The 24901-nt window shown below is 46.0% G+C and carries 17 protein-coding genes and 2 tRNA genes; 3 read left to right on the top strand and 16 right to left on the bottom strand.

The annotated features are described in order from the left end of the window. Nucleotides 1-3: 3 nt before the first annotated feature. Together purL and CL55_RS05320 are read right to left on the bottom strand one after the other, a co-directional pair. Nucleotides 4-4038, bottom strand: a complete 4035-nt coding sequence (gene purL, locus CL55_RS05325; protein WP_046330173.1) for a phosphoribosylformylglycinamidine synthase — start codon at nucleotides 4036-4038, stop codon at nucleotides 4-6. Nucleotides 4039-4059: 21 nt separating this feature from the next. Next, nucleotides 4060-4740 (bottom strand): ABC transporter ATP-binding protein, encoded by a 681-nt coding sequence (locus CL55_RS05320; RefSeq protein ID WP_046330172.1) that lies wholly within the window; start codon nucleotides 4738-4740, stop codon nucleotides 4060-4062. Between the two features lie 25 nt (nucleotides 4741-4765). Here CL55_RS05320 and CL55_RS05315 point away from each other — a divergent pair, with 25 nt between their 5' ends. Continuing rightward, a complete protein-coding gene (locus tag CL55_RS05315; RefSeq protein WP_052728771.1) occupies nucleotides 4766-5416 on the top strand; it encodes an arylesterase in 651 nt (216 codons plus the stop codon). Nucleotide 5417: 1 nt separating this feature from the next. Here the strand turns inward: CL55_RS05315 and CL55_RS05310 are convergent, their stop codons facing one another. From CL55_RS05310 to ispD, 9 genes are all read right to left on the bottom strand, one after another. Continuing rightward, nucleotides 5418-6884 carry a peptidylprolyl isomerase gene (locus CL55_RS05310; RefSeq protein WP_046330171.1) on the bottom strand — a complete coding sequence of 489 codons (1467 nt, stop codon included), beginning with the start codon at nucleotides 6882-6884 and terminating at the stop codon, nucleotides 5418-5420. 106 nt (nucleotides 6885-6990) lie between these two features. Next, nucleotides 6991-7066, bottom strand: a tRNA-Val gene (locus CL55_RS05305). Nucleotides 7067-7183: 117 nt separating this feature from the next. Beyond that, a complete protein-coding gene (gene lon, locus CL55_RS05300) occupies nucleotides 7184-9616 on the bottom strand; it encodes an endopeptidase La (RefSeq protein ID WP_046330170.1) in 2433 nt (810 codons plus the stop codon). A gap of 178 nt (nucleotides 9617-9794) precedes the next feature. Next, complete coding sequence (clpX, locus tag CL55_RS05295; protein ID WP_046330169.1) at nucleotides 9795-11156, bottom strand: ATP-dependent Clp protease ATP-binding subunit ClpX; 1362 nt, start codon at nucleotides 11154-11156, stop codon at nucleotides 9795-9797. A gap of 26 nt (nucleotides 11157-11182) precedes the next feature. Continuing rightward, complete coding sequence (clpP, locus tag CL55_RS05290; RefSeq protein ID WP_046330168.1) at nucleotides 11183-11812, bottom strand: ATP-dependent Clp endopeptidase proteolytic subunit ClpP; 630 nt, start codon at nucleotides 11810-11812, stop codon at nucleotides 11183-11185. A gap of 27 nt (nucleotides 11813-11839) precedes the next feature. Continuing rightward, nucleotides 11840-13177: a trigger factor gene (gene tig / locus CL55_RS05285; protein WP_046330167.1), complete on the bottom strand. Its 1338-nt coding sequence runs from the start codon at nucleotides 13175-13177 to the stop codon at nucleotides 11840-11842. A gap of 57 nt (nucleotides 13178-13234) precedes the next feature. Beyond that, a tRNA-Leu gene (locus CL55_RS05280) sits at nucleotides 13235-13321 on the bottom strand. Nucleotides 13322-13402: 81 nt separating this feature from the next. Further along, nucleotides 13403-13906 carry a 2-C-methyl-D-erythritol 2,4-cyclodiphosphate synthase gene (ispF, locus tag CL55_RS05275; RefSeq protein WP_046330166.1) on the bottom strand — a complete coding sequence of 168 codons (504 nt, stop codon included), beginning with the start codon at nucleotides 13904-13906 and terminating at the stop codon, nucleotides 13403-13405. A 22-nt stretch (nucleotides 13907-13928) separates the two neighbouring features. Beyond that, nucleotides 13929-14690, bottom strand: coding sequence for a 2-C-methyl-D-erythritol 4-phosphate cytidylyltransferase (gene ispD / locus CL55_RS05270; protein WP_046330165.1), 762 nt, complete (start codon nucleotides 14688-14690; stop codon nucleotides 13929-13931). 23 nt (nucleotides 14691-14713) lie between these two features. On the opposite strand from ispD, the gene mfd reads away from it, so the two are divergent. Both mfd and serB read left to right on the top strand, forming a co-directional pair. After that, entirely contained in the window at nucleotides 14714-18268 is a 3555-nt protein-coding gene (mfd, locus tag CL55_RS05265) for a transcription-repair coupling factor (RefSeq protein WP_046330164.1), read from the top strand. A gap of 20 nt (nucleotides 18269-18288) precedes the next feature. Next, nucleotides 18289-19179 (top strand): phosphoserine phosphatase SerB, encoded by an 891-nt coding sequence (serB, locus tag CL55_RS05260; protein ID WP_046330163.1) that lies wholly within the window; start codon nucleotides 18289-18291, stop codon nucleotides 19177-19179. Here the strand turns inward: serB and CL55_RS05255 are convergent. The 5 genes from CL55_RS05255 to phaC form a co-directional block, all read right to left on the bottom strand. After that, nucleotides 19176-20360, bottom strand: a complete 1185-nt coding sequence (locus CL55_RS05255) for an acetyl-CoA C-acyltransferase family protein (protein ID WP_046330162.1) — start codon at nucleotides 20358-20360, stop codon at nucleotides 19176-19178. The genes serB and CL55_RS05255 overlap by 4 nt on opposite strands. 79 nt (nucleotides 20361-20439) lie before the next feature. Then, the gene (rimO, locus tag CL55_RS05250) at nucleotides 20440-21798 is read right to left on the bottom strand and encodes a 30S ribosomal protein S12 methylthiotransferase RimO (RefSeq protein ID WP_046330161.1); all 1359 of its coding nucleotides are present in this window, start codon (nucleotides 21796-21798) and stop codon (nucleotides 20440-20442) included. A 2-nt stretch (nucleotides 21799-21800) separates the two neighbouring features. Continuing rightward, nucleotides 21801-22361 (bottom strand): polyhydroxyalkanoate synthesis repressor PhaR, encoded by a 561-nt coding sequence (phaR, locus tag CL55_RS05245; protein ID WP_046330160.1) that lies wholly within the window; start codon nucleotides 22359-22361, stop codon nucleotides 21801-21803. A gap of 114 nt (nucleotides 22362-22475) precedes the next feature. Beyond that, nucleotides 22476-23216, bottom strand: a complete 741-nt coding sequence (locus CL55_RS05240) for a 3-ketoacyl-ACP reductase (protein ID WP_046330159.1) — start codon at nucleotides 23214-23216, stop codon at nucleotides 22476-22478. Nucleotides 23217-23237: 21 nt separating this feature from the next. After that, the gene (gene phaC / locus CL55_RS05235; protein WP_046330158.1) at nucleotides 23238-24872 is read right to left on the bottom strand and encodes a class I poly(R)-hydroxyalkanoic acid synthase; all 1635 of its coding nucleotides are present in this window, start codon (nucleotides 24870-24872) and stop codon (nucleotides 23238-23240) included. Nucleotides 24873-24901: the final 29 nt, after the last annotated feature.

The following is a 24901-nucleotide window of genomic DNA, read 5'->3' as shown; positions in this document are numbered from 1 at the left end:
AGCTTATTTAGCCCAGACTCTCGCATTGCGGAATAAGCGCATCCATGGGCTAGCTCCATCAGGCGTATGCAACCATTCCTTTGGTGCCCAACTCATCTGCACTGTCCTAAAAACCCGCTCAGGATGCGGCATCATCACAGTAAATCGTCCATCCAAAGTAGTAACCCCTGTCAAGCCACCAGGCGAACCATTTGGGTTCATTGGATAGGTTTCAGTTGGACTACCTTGGTGATCTACAAATCGTAGCGCCGCCAATCCTTGTTTCTGCAAAGCCTCTAAGTTACCTTGTTGGCTAAAATTAGCAAAACCTTCACCGTGCGCAATAGCAATTGGCAACTGACTACCTGTCATGCCTTGCGTAAAGATTGATGGTGAAGCCATTACCTCAGCCATGACCAAGCGAGCTTCATATTGTTCGGACTGATTACGCGTAAATTTAGGCCAAGCTTCTGCGCCTGGAATAATGCCTGCAAGATTACTCATCATTTGACAGCCATTACAAACGCCTAACGCAAAGCTATCTTGGCGGCTAAAGAATGTGGAAAACTGATCGCGCAGTTGACTGTTAAATAGAATGGTCTTGGCCCAGCCTTCACCAGCCCCTAATACATCGCCGTAACTAAATCCACCACAGGCAACCAGACCACGGAAATTATCTAACTTGGATTTACCAGAAAGCAAATCTGACATGTGCACGTCATAGCTATCAAAACCTGCCCAGTTCATGGCGTAAGCCATCTCAACATGAGAGTTCACGCCCTGCTCGCGCAAGATGGCAACTTTAGGTCGAGCATTCTGATTGATAAATGGTGCCGCAATATCATCCGCAATATCAAACGTTAACTTGGGAGACATTCCTGTATCGGCAACCTGATCGAGTAACGAAAACTCGCTGTCAGCGCAGTCGGGATTATCGCGCAAGCGCGCAATTTGATAGCTCGTATTAGCCCACATCTTTTGAAGAACTTCACGTGGCTCTGCAAAGATATTCTTAGCATCACGCCAAATTTCAATACGGCCGTTGGTATTGGGCTGTGCAATCACATGGCTGTAAGCGCTGAGGTTTAATTTGCGTAAAACCGCAAACACCGCATCACGATCCGCTTTACGAATCTGAATCACTGCACCAAGCTCTTCGTTAAATAAGGCGCGCATGGTCTGTTCGTGACGAAGCCCAGATACTTGTTGTGCCCAGTTCTTAGCGTCACCCCAATCTGCTTCTTGACCAACATCTACCGCAATCATATCGACATTCACCGAGATACCAGTATGAGATGTAAAAGCCATCTCTGCGATACAAGCAAATAAGCCGCCATCAGAGCGATCGTGATATGCCAATAATTGATTGCCTTTACGCAACTCGATCATCGCCTCAGCTAAGGCTTTGAGATCTTCTGGGTAATCTACATTGGGAGCTGATTTACCAGACTGATTGAGCACTTGGGCCAGAATACTTCCAGCCATACGGTTTTTACCGCGGCTCAAATCAATCAAAATCAATTCAGTTTCTAAGGCTGCGCCAGACTCATCTTGCAGTTTTAGCAAAGGCGTTGTGGTTTTACGAACGTCTTGAACTGCTGCAAAAGCAGAGATGATGAGTGAAACTGGAGAAACGACTTTTTTAGCTTGATCACCCTCTTGCCATGCTGTTGCCATGGATAAGGAGTCTTTACCAACTGGGATAGAGATTCCTAGCGCAGGACATAAATCCATACCAATCGCTTGAACTGAGTCGTATAGCTTTGCATCCTCACCGGGCGACCCACAGGCGGCCATCCAGTTAGCAGAAAGCTTCACGTCCTCTAAGCGGCGAATATCTGCAGCCAATAAGTTGGTAATGGCTTCACCTACAGCCATTTTGGCTGCAGCTGGTGCATCTATCACAGCTAGTGGAGTACGCTCACCCATGGACATCGCTTCGCCGTGATAGCCTTTGTAATCCATCAAGGTAACGGCGCAATCAGCCACAGGCACTTGCCAAGGACCTACAAAAGGGTCGCGCGCGTTGAGGCCACCGACGGTACGGTCACCAATAGTGATTAAAAATGATTTGCTGGCAACGGTAGGTTGCTGTAGAACCCAAGCGATGCATTGCGCAAGATCAGCGTCAGTAACATCTAGCCCTTCAAATTCTTGAGCAACACGCTTAACATCACGATGCATCCGTGGAGGCTTCCCAAGCAAGACCTCCATTGGCATATCGATTGGCATGGCAGCATCACTACCAGTAACTTCTTTGCTATCGCTTAACTGAAGTTGACGCTCTGTTGTCGCTTCACCGACAACGGCAAATGGGCAACGCTCACGTTCACACAGAGACTTGAAAAGCTCCAAGTCTTTAGCTTCAATTGCTAGGACATAGCGCTCTTGAGATTCATTGCACCAAATTTCTGCAGGACTCATACCGCTCTCTTCTAGCGGCACTTTTCGTAATTGAAATTGCGCACCCAATCCAGCGCCATCAGCAAGCTCTGGGAATGCATTGGATATACCTCCAGCACCAACGTCATGAATCGAAACAATTGGGTTATTCGTACCCATGGCGATACAAGAGTTAATCACCTCTTGCGCGCGACGTTCCATTTCTGGATTGCCGCGTTGGACTGAATCAAAATCTAAATCTGCAGTGTTAGTACCGGTTGCAACGGAACTACCCGTTGCACCACCCATACCAATACGCATACCAGGACCACCCAATTGAATAAATAAATGGCCCGCTTTAATTTGTTTCTTTGCCGTGTGGATAGAATCAATACTGCCAATGCCGCCCGCAATCATGATGGGCTTGTGGTAACCGCGACGAACACCCTCAAAGGTTTGCTCAAATACACGGAAATAACCACCCAAAATAGGTCGACCGAATTCATTATTAAATGCAGCGCCGCCCAATGGGCCATCAATCATAATTTGGAGTGGTGTAGCAATGCGCTCAGGCTTGCCGTATTTCTCGGTCTCCCATGGTAAATCAGTGCCTGGGATATTGAGGTTGGAAACGGTAAAGCCAGTAAGACCTGCCTTAGGGCGTCCACCTACACCTGTTGCACCCTCATCTCGAATCTCACCACCAGCACCAGTAGAAGCGCCTGGGAAAGGTGCAATTGCTGTAGGGTGGTTATGTGTCTCTACCTTCATCAAGGTATGAACTAGTCGCGTGTCTTTTTCGTAACGACGATCCTGACCTTTGGCTGACCAAGTTTCCGATTCAGCCCCGACCATCACAGCTGAGTTGTCTGAGTAGGCAACGATGGTGCCTTCAGGCTGAAGTTGATGCGTATTACGGATCATCGCAAATAAAGATTTATCCTGATCATCACCATCAATCGTCCAGCTAGAATTAAATATTTTGTGACGACAATGCTCACTGTTCGCCTGAGCAAACATAATCAATTCAACATCACTGGGATTGCGCTCTAAGCGTATAAAGTTCTCAATTAGATAAAGTACTTCATCTTCAGACAGAGCAAGACCAAGATCTTGATTTGCTTTATCTAATGCAGACCTACCCTCGGTAAGCACCGGGATGCGAACAAAGGGTTTGTCAGGAAGTGATTGGTGCAAAGCGCTTGCTTCATTGATATCGCCGATCACAACTTCTGTCATCCGATCATGAAGCGCAGCTAATACCAGCTGTTGCTGTTCCGCATTCAGTGTTTTTTTACTTTGCCACGCATATTGAACACCACGTTCAATACGTAAAATCTGAAGGCCGCACTGACGAGCGATATCTGTAGCTTTACTAGCCCATGGAGAAACTGTGCCAAAACGGGGAATCGAAATTGCAGATTGTTTGTCAGCAGACTTAGTGAATATAGAGCCGCCACCCTTCATTTGCGATACAAAAGGCTGGCCATAAGTCAGCAGACTTTCGAGCACCTCTCTGTCTTTGGCATTGAGCTCAGACTCAGACCAAATGAAATGAAGGTATTGAGCCTCAATAGACTCCAGTTGAATTCCTTGAGCTGCGAGCGAAGCTAAAAGTCGCTGTTGGCGGAAGGCGGAAAGGGCATTAGCCCCGGGCAAGCAACAGAATGATGACATGCCGAGATTATAAGGTTTTGATTAGGTCAATCGTCCGCCATGCAGGCTCAATTGGCGCCCACACCGAGCAGCTAAGGCTGGATCATGGGTCACCAAAACAAGTGTCGAGGAATTCTCCCGATTTAGCTCAAAAAGGAGCTCAATCACTCTATTACCGCTGGCCTCATCAAGACTTCCGGTGGGTTCATCAGCAAACAGAATGGCGGGCTTATTAATAAAGGCTCGTGCTAGCGCCACACGTTGCTGCTCGCCCCCAGAAAGGGTTTTAGGGAAATGATTAGCTCTTGGAGTTAAACCGACCTTTTCTAACCACTCTAGCGCGGATAGTCTTGCATCAGCCTGAGGATCCCCAGCGATCTCAAGAGGGAGCATCACATTCTCCAAGGCAGTCAGGTGAGGCAATAGTTGAAATGATTGAAAGACAAAGCCAACTAACTGACCACGTAAACGTGCCCTGCCGTCCTCATCGAGTAAGTTGAGGTTTTGCCCCATCAGCTCGATTTGCCCCGCGCTTGGCAGGTCTAGTCCAGCCAGGAGGCTTAATAAAGTACTTTTTCCAGAACCCGATGCCCCCACAATGGCCACGCTCTCACCTTGCTTAATCTGAAAGCTCAGCTCGTGCAAAATACTCAAGTTGCCATCAGCCGTTTTAACCAGCTTGCTCACCTGATCGGCAACAATGGAATTAGACTGTCTGTTCATGTAAAAAGTTTTCAAGAATGGAAAAATGCAGACTCAGCTTTTAATCGCCAATAAATTCATTACAGGTCTATTTTGCCTCTTAATGAGTATTTGTTCTTGGGCTCAAGTAAAGCCCGTCATTCTGGTATTGGGCGATAGTCTTTCAGCAGAATATGGTCTACCGCGTGGCAGTGGCTGGGTCACGCTACTGGAGGCAGAGCTTGCAAAGGATAAAAGTCCTTGGAGCGTGTTTAATGCCAGTATTAGCGGTGAGACTAGCTCTGGTGGTTTAACTCGTCTACCCGCCCTCTTGAGTCAGAAAAAACCGGGAATTGTCCTGATCGAGTTGGGCGCTAACGATGCTTTACGAGGCTTACCTGTTAATCAAACTGAGGCCAATCTACGGCAGATGGTTCAGATGAGTAAAAAAGCAGGTGCCAAGGTTTTACTCTGTGGCATCCAGATTCCCTCAAACTATGGCCAAACTTATACCAAGCAATTTAAACAAATCTATCCTCAAATCGCGAATCAAGAACAAGTTGAGCTACTACCATTCTTCTTAGAGGGCGTTGCTACTAAAGCAGAATTATTTCAAGCAGATCGACTACATCCCAATGTAGATGCGCAAAGCATTATCTTTAAAAACGTATGGGGCTCAATGGCCCCATACAGTAACTTGCTGAAAAAAATACCCTAGCTTAACTTCCCGCGCTTCCAGCGCTTGCCTGCTTCAGTGGGTTAATCACTTTAACGCCAGCGCTATTGCGCCAGTAAGCCATAAAGCCTGCAAACTCTGACTGTGCAGCCAGCGCTTGAATCTGTTGTGCTTGTGCTTTTTGAACCTTAGCATCTACCGCTGTCGGTTGACGTACCTGATCAATGCGATAAATGGTAGTACCAACGCCTGGATTAGCAACTGAAACAAGAGCTGGTAATGCACTTGCATTCACGGACATGACCTCATCCATCGATGGACCCACCAGACTGCCTGGCTTGTTGCGTGAAATCCAGGTCGCAGTGCTGAAACCAGCGACGTTCTTGGGATCCTTTTCAAGGGCGGCTAATTTTTCGCTAGCAGCTGTAATAGCTAGCTTCTCCGCAGCACGTTGACTTACCTGACGCTTCACTTCTGCCGCAACATCTTGATAAGGCAGAACTTGGGCTGGGTATAAGGTCACTACTCGAGCAGATACAAACACACCGGGTGCTATTTGCACAGCCTCGGTATTACGCTTATTTTTCAGGGCCTCATCACCATAAAGTGACTGAACTACTTTGGCATTGGCTAAAGGATGATCTCTAGACACGCCAGCTGCGCCAGCACGAGTGACACCCTTCTGAGTTTGAATGCTGAGCTTCAACTTGTCTGCGGCAGGCTTCAAGCTATCGGCCTGGTCATAAGTAATATTGGCAAACTGATCTGCTTTGTCATTAAAAACCTTAGAGTCCTCTTTCGGATCAGCCCTTAGCACGATGTACTCAACATCAATATATTCAGGACGTTCAAACAACTTGGCATTGGCCTCATAAAAAGCCTGCAGTTCATCGGCGCTTGGATTCACTTTAGCTAAATAATCTTTAGCGTTGAACTGCAAAGTCTGAACCTGTCTTTCAGTGTCATATAAAGATAAAACAATCTCAGATAATTTTGGGCTAGCCAACTCTGTCCGAGCAACTGAATTGATTAACTGCTGAATTTTTAAATCAAAACTTTGACCAGCATAAAACTGTTCTTCATTCATGCCATTGCTAGCTAGCAACTGTTTGAAGCGTAAATCATCAAATGTACCATCTTGTCGATATAAAGCGCGAATCTGTGGAATCTTTTGCAGGCTATTAACTAGCTCTTGCTTGCCTACTTGCAGACGGAGGTCGCTAATCGCAAAACCAAGAATGCGTTGTTGCAATAACTCGTTCAGGATCGCCTGACGAAAAGGTAGACTTTGAGCAATCTGGGCATTTCCACCGACACGCTCAGCTTGACGTTTTGCAGCAGTATCAACTTCTTGCGCAGTAATAGGCTTGCCATTGACTTTCACAATGTCAGTTTCTTTATCCATAAATTCGGAATAGCTTGATATACCGAATAAAGCAAAAGAAGGGACGATGAACAACATCAAAACAAACTGCAGAACTCTTTGGTGTTTACGTACTGAATCAAACATGAATTAATCGCTCGAAAAAAAATTAATAACACGAGTGTACTAGGCGGAAGGTCTAGAAGGAGCTAGAAAGCCTATTTGAGGAAAAACAAATGCAAATGGGGGAAACTGGTGGGCGCTGACGGGATCGAACCGCCGACATTCTGCGTGTAAGGCAGACGCTCTACCATCTGAGCTAAGCGCCCCAAATTAATACAGACGAGATTGTAACCTAGTGCGGGAATAAAAGAGGGATTCTTCAACAAAGTGGGCTGTAATAGACAGCTCAATCTGACTCAAAATCCCTCAAACATCTAGTTACATTAATGCTTCAGGACCTCTCCAGAAGAAATCTTTTCATTAACTTTGCTGGCCTCAGCGGCCTTTTTAGCAAGCTCTTCTGGCGTTGGGTCAGACAAAGCAACTGGTTTTCGCTCTAAAGCCAACTCCAAAACTTTGTCAATCCATCGTACCGGCACGATTTCAATTGCATTCTTGACGTTATCTGGGATATCAATTAAGTCTTTGATGTTTTCCTCTGGAATTAATGCCAACTTGATGCCGCCACGATGCGCTGCCAATAGCTTCTCTTTTAAGCCACCAATCGGAAGTACCTCACCACGCAAGGTGATCTCACCTGTCATTGCCACATCTGAACGAATTGGAATTCCTGTAAATACAGATACCAAGGCAGTTGTGATAGCGATACCAGCTGACGGACCATCTTTCGGGGTCGCACCATCAGGGAAGTGAATGTGAATATCCTTCTTCTCAAATGCTTCGTCAGTAATGCCAAGAGCTCTTGCTCGTGAGCGCACCACAGTTTTGGCTGCTTCTACTGACTCCTTCATCACGTCGCCAATAGAGCCTGTACGAGTAATAACACCTTTACCAGGCATTACCGCTGCTTCGATGGTGAGCAGATCGCCACCAACTTCAGTCCAAGCCAGACCAGTTACCTGGCCAACTTGATTCTCTTTTGCCGCAAGACCAAAGTCATACATCTTCACGGACAAGAACTTCTCTAAGTTGTCGGTATTTACAGTGACTGGAGCGGCTTCTTTTTTCAGGAGCAGTAGCTTAACCACCTTACGGCAAATCTTACTGATCTCTCGCTCTAAGGAACGAACACCCGCCTCACGAGTGTAATAACGAATCATGCTGCGGACAGCAGATTCCTCGATCTTCAGTTCATCCTTCTTCAGACCATTATTTTTAATCTGCTTTGGAATCAAGTAATTGATGGCAATGCTAGTCTTCTCATCTTCCGTATAACCAGCAAGGCGAATAATTTCCAAGCGATCTAACAATGGACCGGGAATATTCAAGGAGTTCGATGTAGCAACAAACATCACATCTGAAAGATCAAAATCGACTTCAACATAGTGATCTTGGAATGTGTGATTCTGTTCGGGATCTAAGACCTCTAGCAAGGCACTTGCGGGATCTCCACGAAAATCCATACCCATCTTGTCCACTTCGTCCAAGAGGAATAAAGGGTTGCGTACACCGACTTTAGTCAAGCTAGACAGAATCTTGCCTGGCATAGAGCCAATATAGGTACGACGATGCCCCCGAATTTCAGATTCATCACGTACGCCACCCAAAGCCATACGCACAAACTTGCGGTTTGTTGCGCGGGCTATCGATTGACCTAGAGAGGTTTTGCCAACGCCTGGAGGCCCAACTAAGCAGAGAATTGGAGCTTTAACACGATCAACCCGTTGTTGAACCGCGAGATACTCCAAAATACGCTCTTTAACTTTATCAAGACCGTAGTGGTCTTCATCCAATACTTTTTCCGCGTTGGTTAAATCGTTATTGATCTTGGTTTTCTTTTTCCAAGGGAGCGTCACCAAAGTATCAATGAAGTTGCGAATCACCGTTGCTTCAGCAGACATTGGTGACATCAGCTTTAACTTCTTCAGTTCAGACTCAGCCTTCTTCAAGGCTTCCTTAGGCATGCGAGCAGCTTTAATGCGTTTCTCGAGTTCCTCGAGATCAGCACCCTCCTCACCCTCACCCAATTCTTTTTGAATCGCTTTAACTTGTTCGTTCAAGTAGTACTCGCGCTGGCTCTTTTCCATCTGACGCTTTACACGTCCACGAATACGCTTCTCAACTTGCAAGATGTCGATCTCACTCTCAAGATCGGCCAGAAGACTTTCCAATCGCTGCACTACGTCCGACATCTCCAGCAAGCGTTGCTTTTGCTCAAGCTTAACTGGCAGATGTGCGCAAATGGTATCGGCCAAACGACTTGGATCATCGATGCCACCTAATGAGGAGAGAATTTCTTGGGGTACTTTTTTATTGAGCTTCACGTACTGATCAAACTGAGCCATGATGGCGCGGCGCAATGCTTCAGTTTCGTGAGCATCTAATGAGGACATTGCCGTTGGAGTCGCTTCGCATGAGAAGTAGCCTTGACTATCCTCCACTTGGCTGACTTCAGCGCGTTGAACGCCTTCGACTAATACCTTGACGGTACCGTCGGGTAACTTCAGCATCTGCAGAATATTGGCAATACAACCAACATCGTAGAGGTCCTCTACGCTAGGCTCATCTTTCGCAGCAGTCTTTTGCGCTACTAGAAGTACATTCTTGCCAGTTTCCATGGCGGCTTCTAGTGCTTTGATGGATTTTGGACGTCCCACAAACAATGGAATCACCATGTGAGGAAATACCACCACATCCCTTAATGGGAGCAATGGCAGTTGAATAGGTTCAGAGGGTAGTAATAAGTGGCCAGGCATGGGGCAATTCCTCCAAAATAGTCATTCCGTAAATATCTCTAAAAATGCCGCACCACTAGATACAGGCATTATTGGAGAATAGGATACTACCTATGTGGGTGCCGCCAAGTGAAAAACAAGGGGGAAATAGACAAAAAGTGAGCAAAATCTACTAGTAACAGCAAAAAAATAGCAAAAATTAGGCTTTTTTACTCAATTCTGAAGATTCTTCACCTTGCTTGTAGACCAAAATGGGCTTACCGCCCTCAGCAATGGAGCTTTCATCAATGACCACCTTTTGAACATTCTTCAAAGATGGCAGGTCATACATCACATCCATGAGGGATCCCTCAAGAATGGAACGTAGGCCACGAGCACCAGTCTTACGGGCAATAGCTTTTTTAGCAATTGCTGACAAAGCTGTTGGGCGAACCTCCAGCTCAGAGCCTTCCATCGTCAACAAAGCTTGGTATTGCTTCACTAAGGCATTTTTAGGCTCAGTCAAAATCTGGATCAATGCTACTTCATCCAATTGCGCCAAAGTGGCAACAACGGGCAATCGACCAATCAATTCAGGAATAAGGCCGAACTTAATGAGATCCTCGGGCTCTACTTCGATCAAGAGGTCGCTGATACCGCGATCGTCTTTACCTGGAACCGTGGCATTAAATCCAATGCCGGTCTTCGCAGTACGCTGCTGAATGACCTTCTCAAGGCCGTCAAATGCACCGCCACAAATGAACAAGATATTAGTGGTGTCAACTTGTAAGAAATCTTGATTGGGGTGCTTGCGACCACCTTGAGGTGGCACAGAAGCCATAGTGCCTTCAACCAGCTTTAAAAGCGCCTGCTGAACGCCCTCACCCGATACATCACGAGTGATGGATGGATTATCCGATTTACGAGAGATCTTATCAATCTCATCGATATACACAATCCCACGCTGCGCTTTTTCTACGTTGTAGTCGCAAGCCTGTAACAACTTTTGAATAATATTCTCAACGTCTTCACCAACATAACCCGCTTCGGTCAAGGTAGTTGCATCAGCCATCACAAACGGCACATCCAACATACGCGCTAGGGTCTGAGCTAATAATGTTTTGCCAGATCCAGTTGGGCCAATCAGCAAAATATTACTTTTGGCTAATTCAACACCATCAACCATAGCTTTAGCAGGAAGCTTAGATTCTTTTTTATCTGAAGTCTCTACAGGCTTGCCATCTTTATCCAACTTCTCTTTTTTTGGCTTTGGCAAATACTGCAGGCGTTTGTAGTGGTTATAGACCGCTACTGCCAAAGTCTTCTTGGCATGATCTTGGCCAATCACATACTGATCTAGATTCTCACGAATCTGATGGGGTGTTGGCAAAGAATCATCGCCCTCGAGCTTAGGGAGCTTTGATAATTCCTCTTGAATGATGTCCGTACAAAGGTCAATACACTCATCGCAAATAAATACCGATGGGCCGGCAATCAGCTTTTTTACTTCGTGCTGACTCTTGCCGCAAAAAGAGCAATACAGAACTTTGTCTGTGCTGTTGGTAGTGTTGATATCGCTCAAAGTAGCTATCTAAAAGAAAATTCGTATTAAGGGCGCTTATCGATAACTTTATCGATCAAGCCATACTCTTGAGCTTGGTCTGCAGACATAAAGTTGTCGCGATCAGTATCTTTAGCAATTGTTTCAATTGTTTGACCTGTGCGATCAGACAAAATCTGATTCAAGCGCTCACGCAGATACAAGATTTCACGAGCTTGGATCTCAATGTCTGAAGCTTGACCGCGTGCACCGCCTAATGGTTGATGAATCATTACGCGTGAATTTGGCAAAGCATAGCGCTTACCCTTCTCACCAGCGCACAATAAGAATGCACCCATACTTGCAGCCATACCCATACACAATGTGCTCACGTGCGGTTTGATAAATTGCATCGTGTCATAAATTGCGAGACCAGCTGAAACGGAGCCGCCTGGAGAGTTGATGTACAAAGAGATTTCTTTATCTGGGTTTTCGCTCTCGAGGAATAGCAACTGTGCAATCACTAAGTTGGCAGTTTGATCATTTACTTCGCCAACTAAGAAAACTACGCGTTCTCTGAGTAAGCGAGAGTAAATGTCATAAGCCCTCTCACCTCGACCAGAGGTTTCAATCACCATTGGAACTAAACCCAAACTTTTTGGCTCTAAATTCTCAGACTGGAAATGATTCTGGTTCATGTGGTCAGACCTTTATTAATTAATGACTTAGTTAAGTTTGCTGAGTTCTTCGAAAGTAACTGCTTTGTCAATTACTTTAGCCTGAGAAGTGAAATACTTCATCACATTATCTTCAAGCACCAAGTTCTCAACATCTTTGAGGCGGTTAGGATTGCTATAGAACCAACGCACTACTTCTTTTGGATCTTCGTAAGTAGCAGCCTGCTCATCAATCTCAGCTTTAATTTGATCTGCAGTAGCAGATAAATTCTGCTGCTTAACCAAGTCACTCAGAATCAAACCGAGGCGGACACGCTTCACGGCTTGCTCAGCAAACATCTCTGCTGGAATTGGCGCATCTTTTGCATTTGGAATGCCGCGCTGTATTAAGTCTTGACGTGCAGACTCAGCTAAGCGCTCTTGCTCTTGAGCAACCAAAGACTTAGGCACATCAAATTCGCAAATGCTGTTGAGCTTCTCCATGACTTCGCCTTTTAATAGGGAAGTAATGCGACGCTTAGTTTCGCGATCCAAATTTTCTTTGACCTCTGCGCGCATCTTCGCAACGCCACCCTCGGTAACACCTAAAGACAATGCGAACGCATCATCAACTACTGGCAAGTGTGCCCAATTGACTGACTTCACAGTGATCGTGAAATCAGCAGTTTTACCGGCAACATCTTTACCGTGGTAATCGGCTGGGAAGCTTAATGGGAAAGTCTTGCTATCACCTGCCTTGAGACCTAAAGTAGCAGCTTCAAATTCTGGCAACATGCGACCTTCACCGAGCACGTATTCAAAGTTTTCCGCTTTCCCGCCTGCAAATTCGACGCCATCGATCTTACCAACGAAGTCAATAACCACTTGGTCGCCAGCTTGCGCAGCGGTATTTGCGCCGCCATCACCATGGTCACCGGCATCGCCACGTGGATGGTAATGTACTTGCTGCTTGCGCAATACATCGAGTGCACGATCAATCTCTGCATCCGAGATATCCGTTGTGTACTTAGTTACTTCTGCTTTAGTGATATCGCCAATCTTTACTTCTGGCAAAACTTCAAAGTAGGCATCGAAAACAATTTTGTCTGCATCTAATTCTGATTTAGGATCGAGGCGTGGCTCACCTGCTAATTGAATTTTTTCTTTTTGGGCTAAGTCATAAAAGAGTTCTTGAGCTTTGTCGAACTGAAGTTCGAAATCGACTTGCATGCCATATTGCTTTTCAACCATGGTCTTAGGCACTTTGCCTGGACGGAAGCCTGGGGCTTTCATGGTTTTACCCAATTTAGCTAAACGGTCTTCTCTCGCCTTAGCCAAATCGGCACGAGCGAACTCTAAGGTCACTTTGCGGTCTAACTGACCTAAATTTTCTATCTGCGCAGCCATTCTCGTCTCTTAATTGAAAATCGGATTATGTGAAGCCCAAGCCAAGTAGCTATCTTGTGGTGCGAGGAGGGGGACTCGAACCCCCACACCATTGCTGGCGTCAGGACCTAAACCTGGTGCGTCTACCAATTTCGCCATCCTCGCGCGAATTCCGCAAACACTACCGAGCTGAAGCTTCACTCTAAAGACCACAATTCTACAATGCTTAGCGGTTTTGAAGGATATTTAGGCCTTGTAGAGCAAAGCCACGGCATGAACTGCTATGCCCTCACCTCTGCCAAGGTGCCCAAGAGATTCATTGGTTTTAGCCTTGAGGTTGACATGGCTGGGCGTCACCAGCAAATCTGCTGCAATATTGCGAACCATTTCCGGTAAGAAAGTGGCTAATTTAGGTTTTTGGCAAATAATCGTTGCGTCCACATTGCCCACATGAAATCCAGCTGCTTGGATCTTTTGCAGAGCAGCTCTGAGCAAAATTCGGCTATCCATATCCTTAAACTGTGGATCTGTATCTGGAAATAACTGCCCAATATCATTTAAGCCTGCGGCGCCCAGTAAAGCATCCGTCAAAGCATGCAACAAGGCATCCGCATCAGAATGTCCCAACAGGCCCTTTTCATTAGGGACATGCACCCCACCGAGAATAAGCTTGCGACCCTCGACCAAGGCATGAACGTCGTAGCCCTGGCCGATGCGAAATTGAGGAATATGAGGCGTGCTGGATGTCATGGGCTTGTAAGTGTTCTCTTGACTATAAGTTTATAGGGGTTCGCAAGAGGGTTTGCATCAAATCCCAATCTGCCGGATGGGTTACTTTGAAATTACGAGTCGCACCTTCAATTAATAGGGGGTTTTTGCCAATCAGCTCCATAGCACTGGCTTCATCCGTAATATCCGCCTCCAAGCGAATGCCCTCTTCAATGGCATCGTGTAATTGCTTTAAACCAAACATCTGAGGTGTTTGGGCTTGCCATAGATGATCTCGGGATATTGTCTTCACAGACCGGCTGGGATTACCAGCAATTGCGGAGTTAGCATCAGCCATTTTGAGGGTGTCAGCTAGTGGCATTGCCAATAAGCCACCCTCGCCCGTTTGATTTACAGCAAGAATGAGTTTTTGAATGAGTTGAGGTGTGATTCCTGGTCTAGCGGCGTCGTGCACCAGAACCCAATCGCTCTCAGGAATACCTGCTTTGAGCATCTCTGCCAAAGTATTGAGGACGGTTTCTTGGCGGGTGGGTCCACCGCTTGGAGTGAACCGGATCGCTGGAGCTTTACTGGTAAGCGTGCCTAGGATGGGGTTATCGATAAAACCAGGGCTTACGCCCACCCATATAGAGGCAATCTCGGGAGTCTGAATAAAAGCATCTAGGGCATAAGCTAGCATTGGCTTTCCTGCCAGCTCCTGAAACTGCTTTGGCAAAGCTCCACCAAGCCGAGATCCGGTACCTGCCGTAGGCAACAGGGCATGACATTGAGCTAAAGACGGTGAAGATTGATTTCCAGCGAACATACCTGATTCTATAATGAGCCTAGATGTCTGATGCATTAAAACTAGTACCCCCCATACCCGCACCCAGGGCTGGGCAGCGCTTTACCTTTTCAGGCCTGGTTGGCTCGTCAGATGCAGCGCTCATCGCCCAATCTGCCATTCGATATCGCTCAGAGTTCTCAGTCATGGTCATTTTCTGTGCCCAGGCACAGGAGGCTCAGCGCCTTTTGGAAGAAATTCCCGCTTTTGCCCCGCAACTCAAGACACGCCTACTACCTGACTGGGAAATCCTACCGTACGACCATTTCTCGCCACACCAGGATTTGGTTTCAGAGCGCCTAGCGACTTTGTATGAATTGCTCAACGGCAGCTGCGACATTGTTCTGGTTCCCATTACTACAGCACTGCAAAGACTGGGTCCGCCAAACTTTTTATCTGGTCACACCTTCTTTTTCAGACAGGGTGACAAGCTCAATGAAGTTGCACTGAAATTGCAGCTACAACAGGCCGGTTACGATCCCGTCAGCTCGGTGATGCGCCCTGGTGAATACAGCATCCGGGGTGGCTTGATTGATTTATTTCCAATGGGCTCCAGTCTGCCTTATCGCCTTGATCTTTTTGGTGATGAGATTGAGCAAATTAGAGCTTTTGATCCCGATACTCAGCGTAGCCTCTATCCAGTAAAAGAAGTTCGCCTATTACCAGGTCACGAATTCCCATTTGATGATGCTTCCCGTACGGCATTTCGTGGGCGCTGGCGCGAAGTATTTGAAGGTGATCCAACGCGGTGCTCAATTTATAAAGATGCCAACCTCGGAATTCCTAGTGCAGGTATAGAATCTTATCTACCGCTCTTTTTTGAAGAGTCATCGACAGTCTTTGATTACTTTCCCCGCTCAGGCGATCCCGTTTGGGCTGTGAGCATCGGCGATGTTGAAGAATCCATCAAGGGCTTTTGGAAAGATACCGTTTCCAGATACGAATTCTTAAAACATGATCTTGATCGCCCTATTCTTCCACCAGCTGAATTATTTTTGGATGTAGATCAATTCTTTACAGCAGCTAAACCATATGCACGTTTGGCATTAAATAAAGATACAGATAAAGAAACCCAAGAGTCTCCGCAATTTTTAGCCGTTCCCGACCTATCTATTCATCGGCGAGATACCGACCCCATCAATCGGCTGCGCACTCTGGTTTCCCAAGAAAAAGTACGCGTACTCATTTGCACTGATAGCAATGGTCGAAAAGAATCCATTCGCCAACTCTTTGAAGAGAGTAATTCTGTAGCCGGTCAACATGGAAAACCACTCTATCCACTGAAGCCAGAAGGTTTTGAAGGCGTCTCCGATTTTATTAAAGGCAATGCTCTATTTGGTCTGGTAACAGCGCAACTGTTTAATGGCTTCACCTGGCCTGCTGAAAACTTAATCATCGTCACGGAGGCAGAGCTGTTCACAGCCACTGCTCGTCAAAGGCGCAAGGGTAAGGAGAGTGAGAGCGCTGATCCAGATATGCTCTTTAAAGATTTATCTGAGCTTAAAATCGGTGATCCGGTTGTGCACTCTGATCATGGGATTGGTCGTTATCAAGGTTTAGTACTTCTGAATTTAGCGCCGCCCAAAGAAGAGCCTATCTTTGAAGAGTTCTTGCACTTGGTATACGCCAAAGACGCCACTCTATACGTACCAGTACAACAACTGCAAATGGTGACCCGTTATGCAGGCTCTGATCCTGATTCAGCACCATTGCATCAGCTGGGCTCGGGTCAGTGGGATAAGGCAAGACGTAAGGCTGCCCAGCAAATACGCGATACCGCAGCTGAACTTTTAAATCTCTACGCTGCTAGAGCGATTCGTAAAGGGCACGCTTTTGAATTCTCAGCCCATGATTACGCCGCATTTGCAGAAAGCTTTGGTTTTGAAGAAACTCCTGATCAGGCAAACGCCATTGCAGCAGTGATTGGGGATATGACTAGTGGTACACCGATGGATCGACTGGTATGCGGTGATGTAGGCTTTGGTAAAACAGAGGTTGCACTACGCGCTAGTTTTGTTGCGGTCATGGGTGGTAAGCAAGTAGCCATCCTAGCGCCAACTACCCTACTTGCTGAACAACATGTTGCGACCTGGAAAGATCGCTTTGCCGATTGGCCTGTGCGCATCGTTGAGCTCTCCCGCTTCAAGACTACTAAAGAGATTAATGCTGCACTAGCGGCGATTGCCAAAGGTGAAGCCGACATTATTATCGGCACACATAAGCTGCTATCTAAAGAAACTCAGTTTGCTAATTTAGGCTTAGTGATTGTGGATGAGGAACATCGTTTTGGTGTTCGTCAAAAGGATGCACTGAAAGCATTACGTGCTGAAGTAGATATTCTGACCTTAACTGCCACCCCCATTCCACGAACACTTGGTATGGCGATGGAAGGTTTACGAGAGTTCTCTGTTATTGCTACTGCACCCCAGAAGCGCTTAGCCATTAAAACCTTTGTGCGACGAGAAGGTGATGGCGTTATTCGTGAAGCGGTCCTGCGAGAAATTAAGCGTGGTGGACAAGTCTACTTCCTGCATAACGAAGTCGACACCATTCAAAATCGTAAGCATGCCTTACAAGAACTGATTCCAGAAGCGCGCATTAGCGTAGCGCACGGTCAAATGCATGAACGTGAGTTGGAGTCAGTGATGCGTGATTTTGTGACCCAGCGTACCAATATCTTGTTATGCACCACCATCATTGAAACTGGTATTGATGTGCCTACCGCCAATACGATCATCATGCATCGTGCTGATAAGTTTGGTTTGGCGCAGCTACATCAATTACGTGGACGTGTTGGACGATCACATCATCAGGCCTACGCTTATTTACTGGTACCAGATCCTGAGGCACTTAGTAAGCAGGCGCAATTACGTTTAAATGCCATTCAAGCGATGGAAGAACTCGGTTCTGGTTTTTATTTAGCGATGCACGATTTAGAAATTCGGGGTGCTGGTGAAGTCCTGGGAGATAAGCAGTCTGGTGAGATACATGAAATTGGATTTCAGCTTTATACCGAGATGCTCAATCGTGCAGTGAAATCTCTGCGCAGTGGTAAAGAGCCAGATCTCTTGACACCACTCCAAGCAACAACCGATGTCAATTTAGGTGTACCAGCCCTCTTTCCAAATGACTATTGCCCAGATGTCCACGAGCGACTATCGATGTACAAGCGTTTTGCCGGCACAAATGACTTCTCTGAATTAATGGGATTGCGCGAGGAACTAGTAGATCGCTATGGTGACTTACCTGATCAGGCCAAATCTCTTTATGAAACCCATCGCTTACGTCTGGAGATGACCGGCTTTGGTATCAAAAAGATTGACGCCAGCCCATTGTCCATTCAGATTCAGTTCATCCCTAATCCACCCATTGACCCGATGAAAATTATTCAACTGATTCAATCATCAAAATATATACAACTCAATGGCCAAGATAAATTAAAAATTCTCCCCCAAAAAGAGCAGGATTTTGAGAAACTAGAGCAACGTCTTGAACAAATTCGTAAAATTCTGAGAAGCTTAAATGCATCTGCCATGCTCAATACTGCTCAAGCCAATTAATTATTGATTGCTTACAACCAATGTCTAATCACCTCACGCTTGTCGCCCTTGCTAACACTGCGATCCCTGCAGAATTAAACATGGCATTGATCGAGCATGCAAAAATCTTAGGCATTGCAATAGCAAAGGAAAGCGTAGAACATACAAACTCCAAATACTTCACTGCCCGCTGGACTTGCCCACAAACCTTAATGCCTGAAGCAAGGGTTGCTATGCGCGATATAGCTGCGGCACACGACGCTGATTTAGCTTTTCTTTCGTCTGGATTCAAGCCGAGCGAAGTGAAAGTACTGGCCATGGATATGGACTCCACTCTCATTAACATCGAGTGCATTGATGAGATTGCCGACTTTACTGGTAAGAAGGCTGCTGTTTCAGAAATCACTGAGGCCACCATGCGCGGTGAAATTAAAGACTTTAAAGAAAGCTTGCGCAGGCGCGTAGCTCTTTTAGCTGGCGTATCTGCTGATGTGCTCGATTCAGTCTACAAAGAACGTTTGCTTCCCAACCCTGGCGCTGCTCAATTACTGTCTGGAGCTAATGCTCAAGGACTCTATACGCTGCTAGTTTCTGGTGGCTTTACCTTCTTTACTCAAAAGCTTCAACAAGAGTTAGGCTTTAAGCAAACCCAAGCCAATACCTTGGAAATCATAGATCGCAAACTAACAGGCAAGGTCATTGGCGATATCGTTGATGGTGCTGCTAAAAATGCCTATCTAGAACAAGCCTGCACTCTAATGAATTGCCGTAAAGGGAATTCCATCACTATGGGTGACGGATCCAACGATTTACCAATGATGCATGGCTCTGGTATCAGTATTGCCTATAGAGCAAAACCGATTGTTAAAGAAAAAGCCGACGCGGCTTTCGACCGAGTCGGCTTGGATGCTGCCTTACTGCTAATTGCTTAGAGGCGCTCAAAAATAGTTGCAATACCTTGTCCGCCACCAATACACATGGTGACCAAAGCATATTTACCTTGAACCCGATGTAATTCATGGATGGCTTTAGTGGCAATCGCAGCACCAGAGCACCCAATTGGGTGGCCCAATGCAATCGCTCCACCATTGACGTTGGTCTTAGCTGGATCTAAGCCCAAACCTTTGGTAACCGCCAATGCCTGCGCAGCAAACGCTTCATTAGATTCAATCACATCGATTTGATCTAATTTCAGGCCTGCGCGCTCAAGAGCAATCTTGGTTGCAGGGATTGGACCTTCACCCATAATGTGGTTAGGAACGCCAGCAATCGCATAAGAGACTAAACGAGCGATTGGCTTATGACCAGCCTTCTTCGCCGCTTCCGCTTCAGCAAGCACAAAGAATGCTGCGCCATCATTAATACCGGATGCATTACCTGCAGTAACACTGCCACCCTCTTTTTTGAAGACCGCCTTCATCTTCCCTAAAGTTTCCATCGTGGTGTCAGGCTTGCAATGCTCGTCCGTATCAAACACCACATCACCCTTACGAGTCTTGATGGTGATTGGAACAATTTGAGATTTAAAGCGACCTTCTTTAATAGCGTGTGCTGCACGGCGATGGGACTCTACTGCAAGGGCGTCTTGCTCTTCACGGGTGAGTTTCCACTTTTCAACCAAATTCTCAGCCGTTACGCCCATGTGACCAACACCAAATGGATCAGTCAAAACAGACACCATCAAGTCGATCATTTTGGTGTCACCCATACGGGCACCACTTCGCATTGCGGGTGAACCATACATACCACGTGACATCACTTCGACACCACCACCGACGCCGTAATCGCAGTCGCCTAACATAATGGCTTGGGCTGTGGTCACAATCGCTTGTAAGCCAGAGCTACATAAACGATTCAAAGCCATCGCTACAGATTCCATTGGCAGACCAGCCTGAATAGAAGCTACGCGAGCAACATAGGCATAACGGTTATCAGTCGGAATCGTATTGCCTACAGTGATGTAATTAATTAATGCTGGATCTACTCCAGAGCGTGCAACAGCCTCTTTCATCACAATGCCGCCGAGCTCACTTGGCTCTAGGCTGCTAAGCGAACCATTGAAGGCGCCAATTGCAGAACGCACAGCACTTAAAACGACGACATCACGACTCATAACAATCCCCTTTACAGTGCCTAATTAGGCAAAAAAGCGACCCCAACGCGAGGCCAAAACACTAGTTTTATTCTAATAGTCAAGTTTCGGCTATTAGGTCATGCCCTTGGGAGTTAATCACCGTTACTTTGATGATTTCACCAGCGCGGTAGCGCTTGGATGGCTTACTTGGAGACAAAACCCTCACCAAGCCATCGATTTCCGGGGCATCACCAATGGTTCGGCCCACTCCACCAGATTCATCTACCCGATCAATAATAACTTGAATACGCTTGCCTACTTTTTTAGCAAGTCGCTTGATAGAGATTTCCTCAGCTTTAGCCATAAACCGAGCACGACGTTCTTCTCGCAATGCATCCGGAACTGGATTATCCAAAGTATTGGCAGTCGCACCATCCACCGGTGAATAGGCAAAACAACCGGCGCGATCAATCTGAGCTTCATCGAGGAAATTTAATAGGTGCAAGAACTCTTCCTCAGTTTCACCAGGGAAGCCCGCAATAAAAGTACTGCGAATAACCAAGTCAGGGCAAGTAGCTCGCCATGCTTGAATGCGCTCTAAATTCTTTTCACCACAAGCTGGACGTTTCATCCTCTTCAGAACATCTGGATGAGAGTGTTGCAACGGAATATCTAAATAAGGAAGTACACCAAAACCGTGATCAGCAAACTCAGCCATTAAAGTCAGTACATCATCGACATGTGGGTATGGATAGACATAATGCAGTCGCACCCAGGCTTGATGTTCTCTTGCAATTTGGTTCAAAGCATTTACCAAATCAAACATTCGCGTCTTAACCGGTTTGCCATCCCAAAAGCCAGTGCGATATTGAATATCAACGCCATAGGCGCTTGTATCTTGTGAGACAACTAGCAACTCTTTTACACCTGACTCAAATAGTTTTTTTGCCTCAAGCAAGACTTCACCAATCGGACGTGAAACTAGATCGCCACGCATGCTTGGGATAATGCAGAAAGTGCAGCGATGATTACAACCCTCAGATATCTTTAAGTACGCATAATGTTTTGGTGTGAGCTTGACGCCAATCGGTGGGAGCAAATCCGTAAAAGGATCATGCGGCTTTGGGAGATGTAAATGAATGGCTTGCATCACCTCTTGGGTGGCATGTGGCCCAGTCACAGCAAGGACTTTGGGGTGAATGCTCTGAATGAGATCGCTACCGTCTGCATTCTTGCGGGCGCCTAAACAACCCGTCACAATCACCTTGCCATTTTCAGCTAAGGCCTCACCAATCGCCGCTAGACTTTCTTCTACAGCAGAATCAATAAAGCCACAGGTGTTGACAACCACCAGATCGGCACCAGAATAATCTTTAGCAGTCTCATATCCTTCAGCGCTCAGTTGCGTGAGGATGAGTTCAGAATCAACTAGCGCCTTAGGGCAGCCTAAGGAAACAAAACCAACTTTACCTGCCACGACTATTCTTTTTCTGTCTTATTAGGTTGTCCAGGAAACGGAAAGCTACTAAACAGATTCGGAGTATTTTGCATTTGCTCTTGCATCTTCACAAAAAGATCTTTGCTTTGCTCCAGATAGTTCCCCATGAGACCTTGCATCATTGGGTTTTGAAGATTCATCATTTTGGCCCAAGCCTCAGGTGTACTACCAGCACCTAAACCCTCAGTTTGATCGCCCAATTTATTGTGAATATCCACAAAAGATTGCATGGTCTTTTCAAGATAGCTACCCATCAAACCTTGCATGGAGTTTCCATAAAAGCGAATGATTTGAGAAAGCATTTGGGATGAAAAAACTGGAGTTCCACCAGCCTCTTCTTCCAGAATAATTTGTAGCAAGATATTGCGAGTTAAATCATCTTCAGTTTTTGCATCCACAACACTAAAAGCATCGCCGGCCATCACTAAATTTTTAATATCAGCCAGCGTGACATAAGCACTGGTTTGGGTGTCATACAAACGACGATTGGGATACTTCTTAATTAAGCGGCTATCGCCAGCTTTTTTAGAACGTGTGGCCATGTAGTTTTCCTAACTCTTGGTACTGCAATGCAACATCGGCATAGTTTATCTCTAGTTTGAGCTAAAGAGAAATATGCCGATGGAGAAACCACTAAAACGCAATTTTAATGAGATTTAGCCCGTATGCAGACCGCCATTTAAGGAGAAATCAGCGCCAGTAGCGTAGCCGCCGTCAGTAGAGGCAATCCAACAGCAGATCGAAGCAATCTCCTCGGGAGTGCCTAAGCGCTTCACTGGAACACCGGCAACAATCTTTTCAAGCACATCTTCACGAATAGCCTTGACCATATCGGTGCCAATATAGCCTGGGGAAACCGTATTCACTGTGACGCCTTTAGAGGCCAACTCTTGTGACAAAGCCATCGTGAAACCATGTAAACCCGCTTTTGCTGTCGAATAGTTAGATTGGCCAAACTGACCTTTTTGACCATTAACAGAAGAGATATTAATAATGCGACCCCAGCCGTTATCAGCCATGCCATCGACCACTTGTTTGGTGACGTTGAATAAGGAATTGAGATTGGTATCGATTACCGCCTTCCACTGATCCGGGGTCATTTTACGGAAAACGCTGTCTTTAGTAATTCCAGCGTTATTCACTAAAACATCGACACGCCCTACTTCAGCCTTGACTTTATCGAATGCGGCAACCGTACTGTCCCAGTCGGAAACATTACCTTCAGAAGCAATGAAGTCATAACCCAAAGCTTTTTGTTCGCCAATCCAGCGATCTTTGCGTGGGGAATTCGGGCCACAACCAGCGATAACCTTAAAGCCATCCTTGGCAAGACGCTGACATATAGCCGTGCCAATACCGCCCATACCACCCGTTACGTATGCAATCTTTTGAGACATGTATTTCCCCTTATGAAAATATTATTGAGCAGCTGTGGATATTTTTTCTTTCACGTACTTACCAGGCGCTGCTTCTAGTTTTTTGTAGCGTGCATTACCAAACGTCTTGCTAGCTTTTACTTTCTTGCCACCAAACTCTTCTAACCATGTTGCGTAGTTAGGCCACCAACTACCCTTAATATCTTTTGCTGCGGCCAACCATTCATCCGCAGTCTTGGCTAATTTATTATTTTCAAAATAATGACGCTTATTCTTTGCCGGTGGATTGATCACGCCAGCAATGTGTCCAGAAGCGCCTAAAACAAATCGATTTTTACCTTTTAATACGTGGGTAGATTCATAAGCAGATTTCCAGGGGACGATGTGATCATCATGTGATGCATAAATGTAGGCTGGCACAGTGATTTTGCCTAGATCAACTTTTTCTCCGCAAACTGTGAGCTTGCCGGGTTTGATTAATTCATTTTGCAAATAGGTATGCCGCAAATACCAACAGTACATTGGACCTGGCAGATTAGTGGAGTCACCATTCCAATACAGCAAATCAAATGGCGGCGGTGAATTACCTTTTAAGTAATTCTCCACAACATAGTTCCAGACTAGGTCATTTGGGCGCAAGAAAGAAAAGGTGTTGCCTAAATCTAAGCCTGACATCATGCCGAATTGACCGCCTTCACCGCCAATAGTACCCTCACGTAACTTCACCATACCTTCATCGATGAACACATCTAGGATGCCACTATCACTAAAATCCAATAAGGTCGTGAGCAAAGTTAAGCTGGCGACGTAATTCTTTTTTCGCGCTGCCAACACTGCCAAAGCAGTAGAAGTTAAAGTGCCGCCGACACAAAAACCGAGTACGTTAATTTGATCTGTGCCACCAATATCCTTGACAACCTCTATTGCCTTAATGACGCCATCACCTACGTAGTCATCCCAGGTCACTTTAGACATTGAAGCATCTGGATTTTTCCAGGAGACCAAGAAAACGGTGTGACCTTGTTCAACCATGTAACGTACGACCGAGTTATCTGGTTGCAAATCCAAAATGTAGTACTTATTGATGCAAGGTGGCACCATTAAGTATGGGCGCTCATAAACTGTTTCAGTTAGCGGCGTGTACTGAATTAATTCAAAGAGATCATTACGAAATACTACTTGACCTGAAGTCGTTGCAATATTCTTGCCGACTTCAAAAGCACTTTCATCCGTCTGAGAAACTTTCCCCTTTTTTAGGTCGCCAAGCAAATTCACAATTCCATTTTGAATGGACTGGCCTTGTGAGCTAATGATGTTTTCAAGCACTTCAGGATTGGTTGCAATAAAGTTTGATGGTGATAGAGCATCAATCATTTGCTCTGTAGTGAACAAAATCTTAGTTTTGGTTTTTTCATCTGCATCAACCGCTTTAGCAAGCGCAAGCAAATGTTTTGAGTTGAGCAAATAGGTTGCCGCAATCATTTTGCTCCATGAGGAATGCCATGCCTTGCCGGAGAAGCGACGATCTTTTACTTCGACGGCCTCAGGATTGGTTGCAAGATGGGAGAACTCAGCGAAGTATTCTTTTTGAATTTCCGCCAAGCGTTCTGGAGGAATTAACGCCATATGGTGTGGGGCCAATGATGGCGCTACACCGGTATTCATGCCTGCAAACATAATGATCTCGTAAAGTTGTTGAGACCATT

The organism is Polynucleobacter duraquae, from assembly GCF_000973625.1.
Classification (GTDB): domain Bacteria; phylum Pseudomonadota; class Gammaproteobacteria; order Burkholderiales; family Burkholderiaceae; genus Polynucleobacter; species Polynucleobacter duraquae.
This window is presented reverse-complemented; position numbering and strand designations above follow the sequence as displayed.

Bases quoted from the DNA above. Each gene is read 5' to 3' on its own strand.
- purL (WP_046330173.1), bottom strand. From the start codon at position 4,038: ATGTCATCATTCTGTTGCTTGCCCGGGGCTAATGCCCTTTCCGCCTTC.
- CL55_RS05320 (WP_046330172.1), bottom strand. From the start codon at position 4,740: ATGAACAGACAGTCTAATTCCATTGTTGCCGATCAGGTGAGCAAGCTG.
- CL55_RS05315 (WP_052728771.1), top strand. From the start codon at position 4,766: ATGCAGACTCAGCTTTTAATCGCCAATAAATTCATTACAGGTCTATTT.
- CL55_RS05310 (WP_046330171.1), bottom strand. From the start codon at position 6,884: ATGTTTGATTCAGTACGTAAACACCAAAGAGTTCTGCAGTTTGTTTTG.
- lon (WP_046330170.1), bottom strand. From the start codon at position 9,616: ATGCCTGGCCACTTATTACTACCCTCTGAACCTATTCAACTGCCATTG.
- clpP (WP_046330168.1), bottom strand. From the start codon at position 11,812: ATGAACCAGAATCATTTCCAGTCTGAGAATTTAGAGCCAAAAAGTTTG.
- tig (WP_046330167.1), bottom strand. From the start codon at position 13,177: ATGGCTGCGCAGATAGAAAATTTAGGTCAGTTAGACCGCAAAGTGACC.
- ispF (WP_046330166.1), bottom strand. From the start codon at position 13,906: ATGACATCCAGCACGCCTCATATTCCTCAATTTCGCATCGGCCAGGGC.
- ispD (WP_046330165.1), bottom strand. From the start codon at position 14,690: ATGTTCGCTGGAAATCAATCTTCACCGTCTTTAGCTCAATGTCATGCC.
- mfd (WP_046330164.1), top strand. From the start codon at position 14,714: ATGTCTGATGCATTAAAACTAGTACCCCCCATACCCGCACCCAGGGCT.
- serB (WP_046330163.1), top strand. From the start codon at position 18,289: ATGTCTAATCACCTCACGCTTGTCGCCCTTGCTAACACTGCGATCCCT.
- CL55_RS05255 (WP_046330162.1), bottom strand. From the start codon at position 20,360: ATGAGTCGTGATGTCGTCGTTTTAAGTGCTGTGCGTTCTGCAATTGGC.
- phaR (WP_046330160.1), bottom strand. From the start codon at position 22,361: ATGGCCACACGTTCTAAAAAAGCTGGCGATAGCCGCTTAATTAAGAAG.
- CL55_RS05240 (WP_046330159.1), bottom strand. From the start codon at position 23,216: ATGTCTCAAAAGATTGCATACGTAACGGGTGGTATGGGCGGTATTGGC.
- phaC (WP_046330158.1), bottom strand. From the start codon at position 24,872: ATGTTTGCAGGCATGAATACCGGTGTAGCGCCATCATTGGCCCCACAC.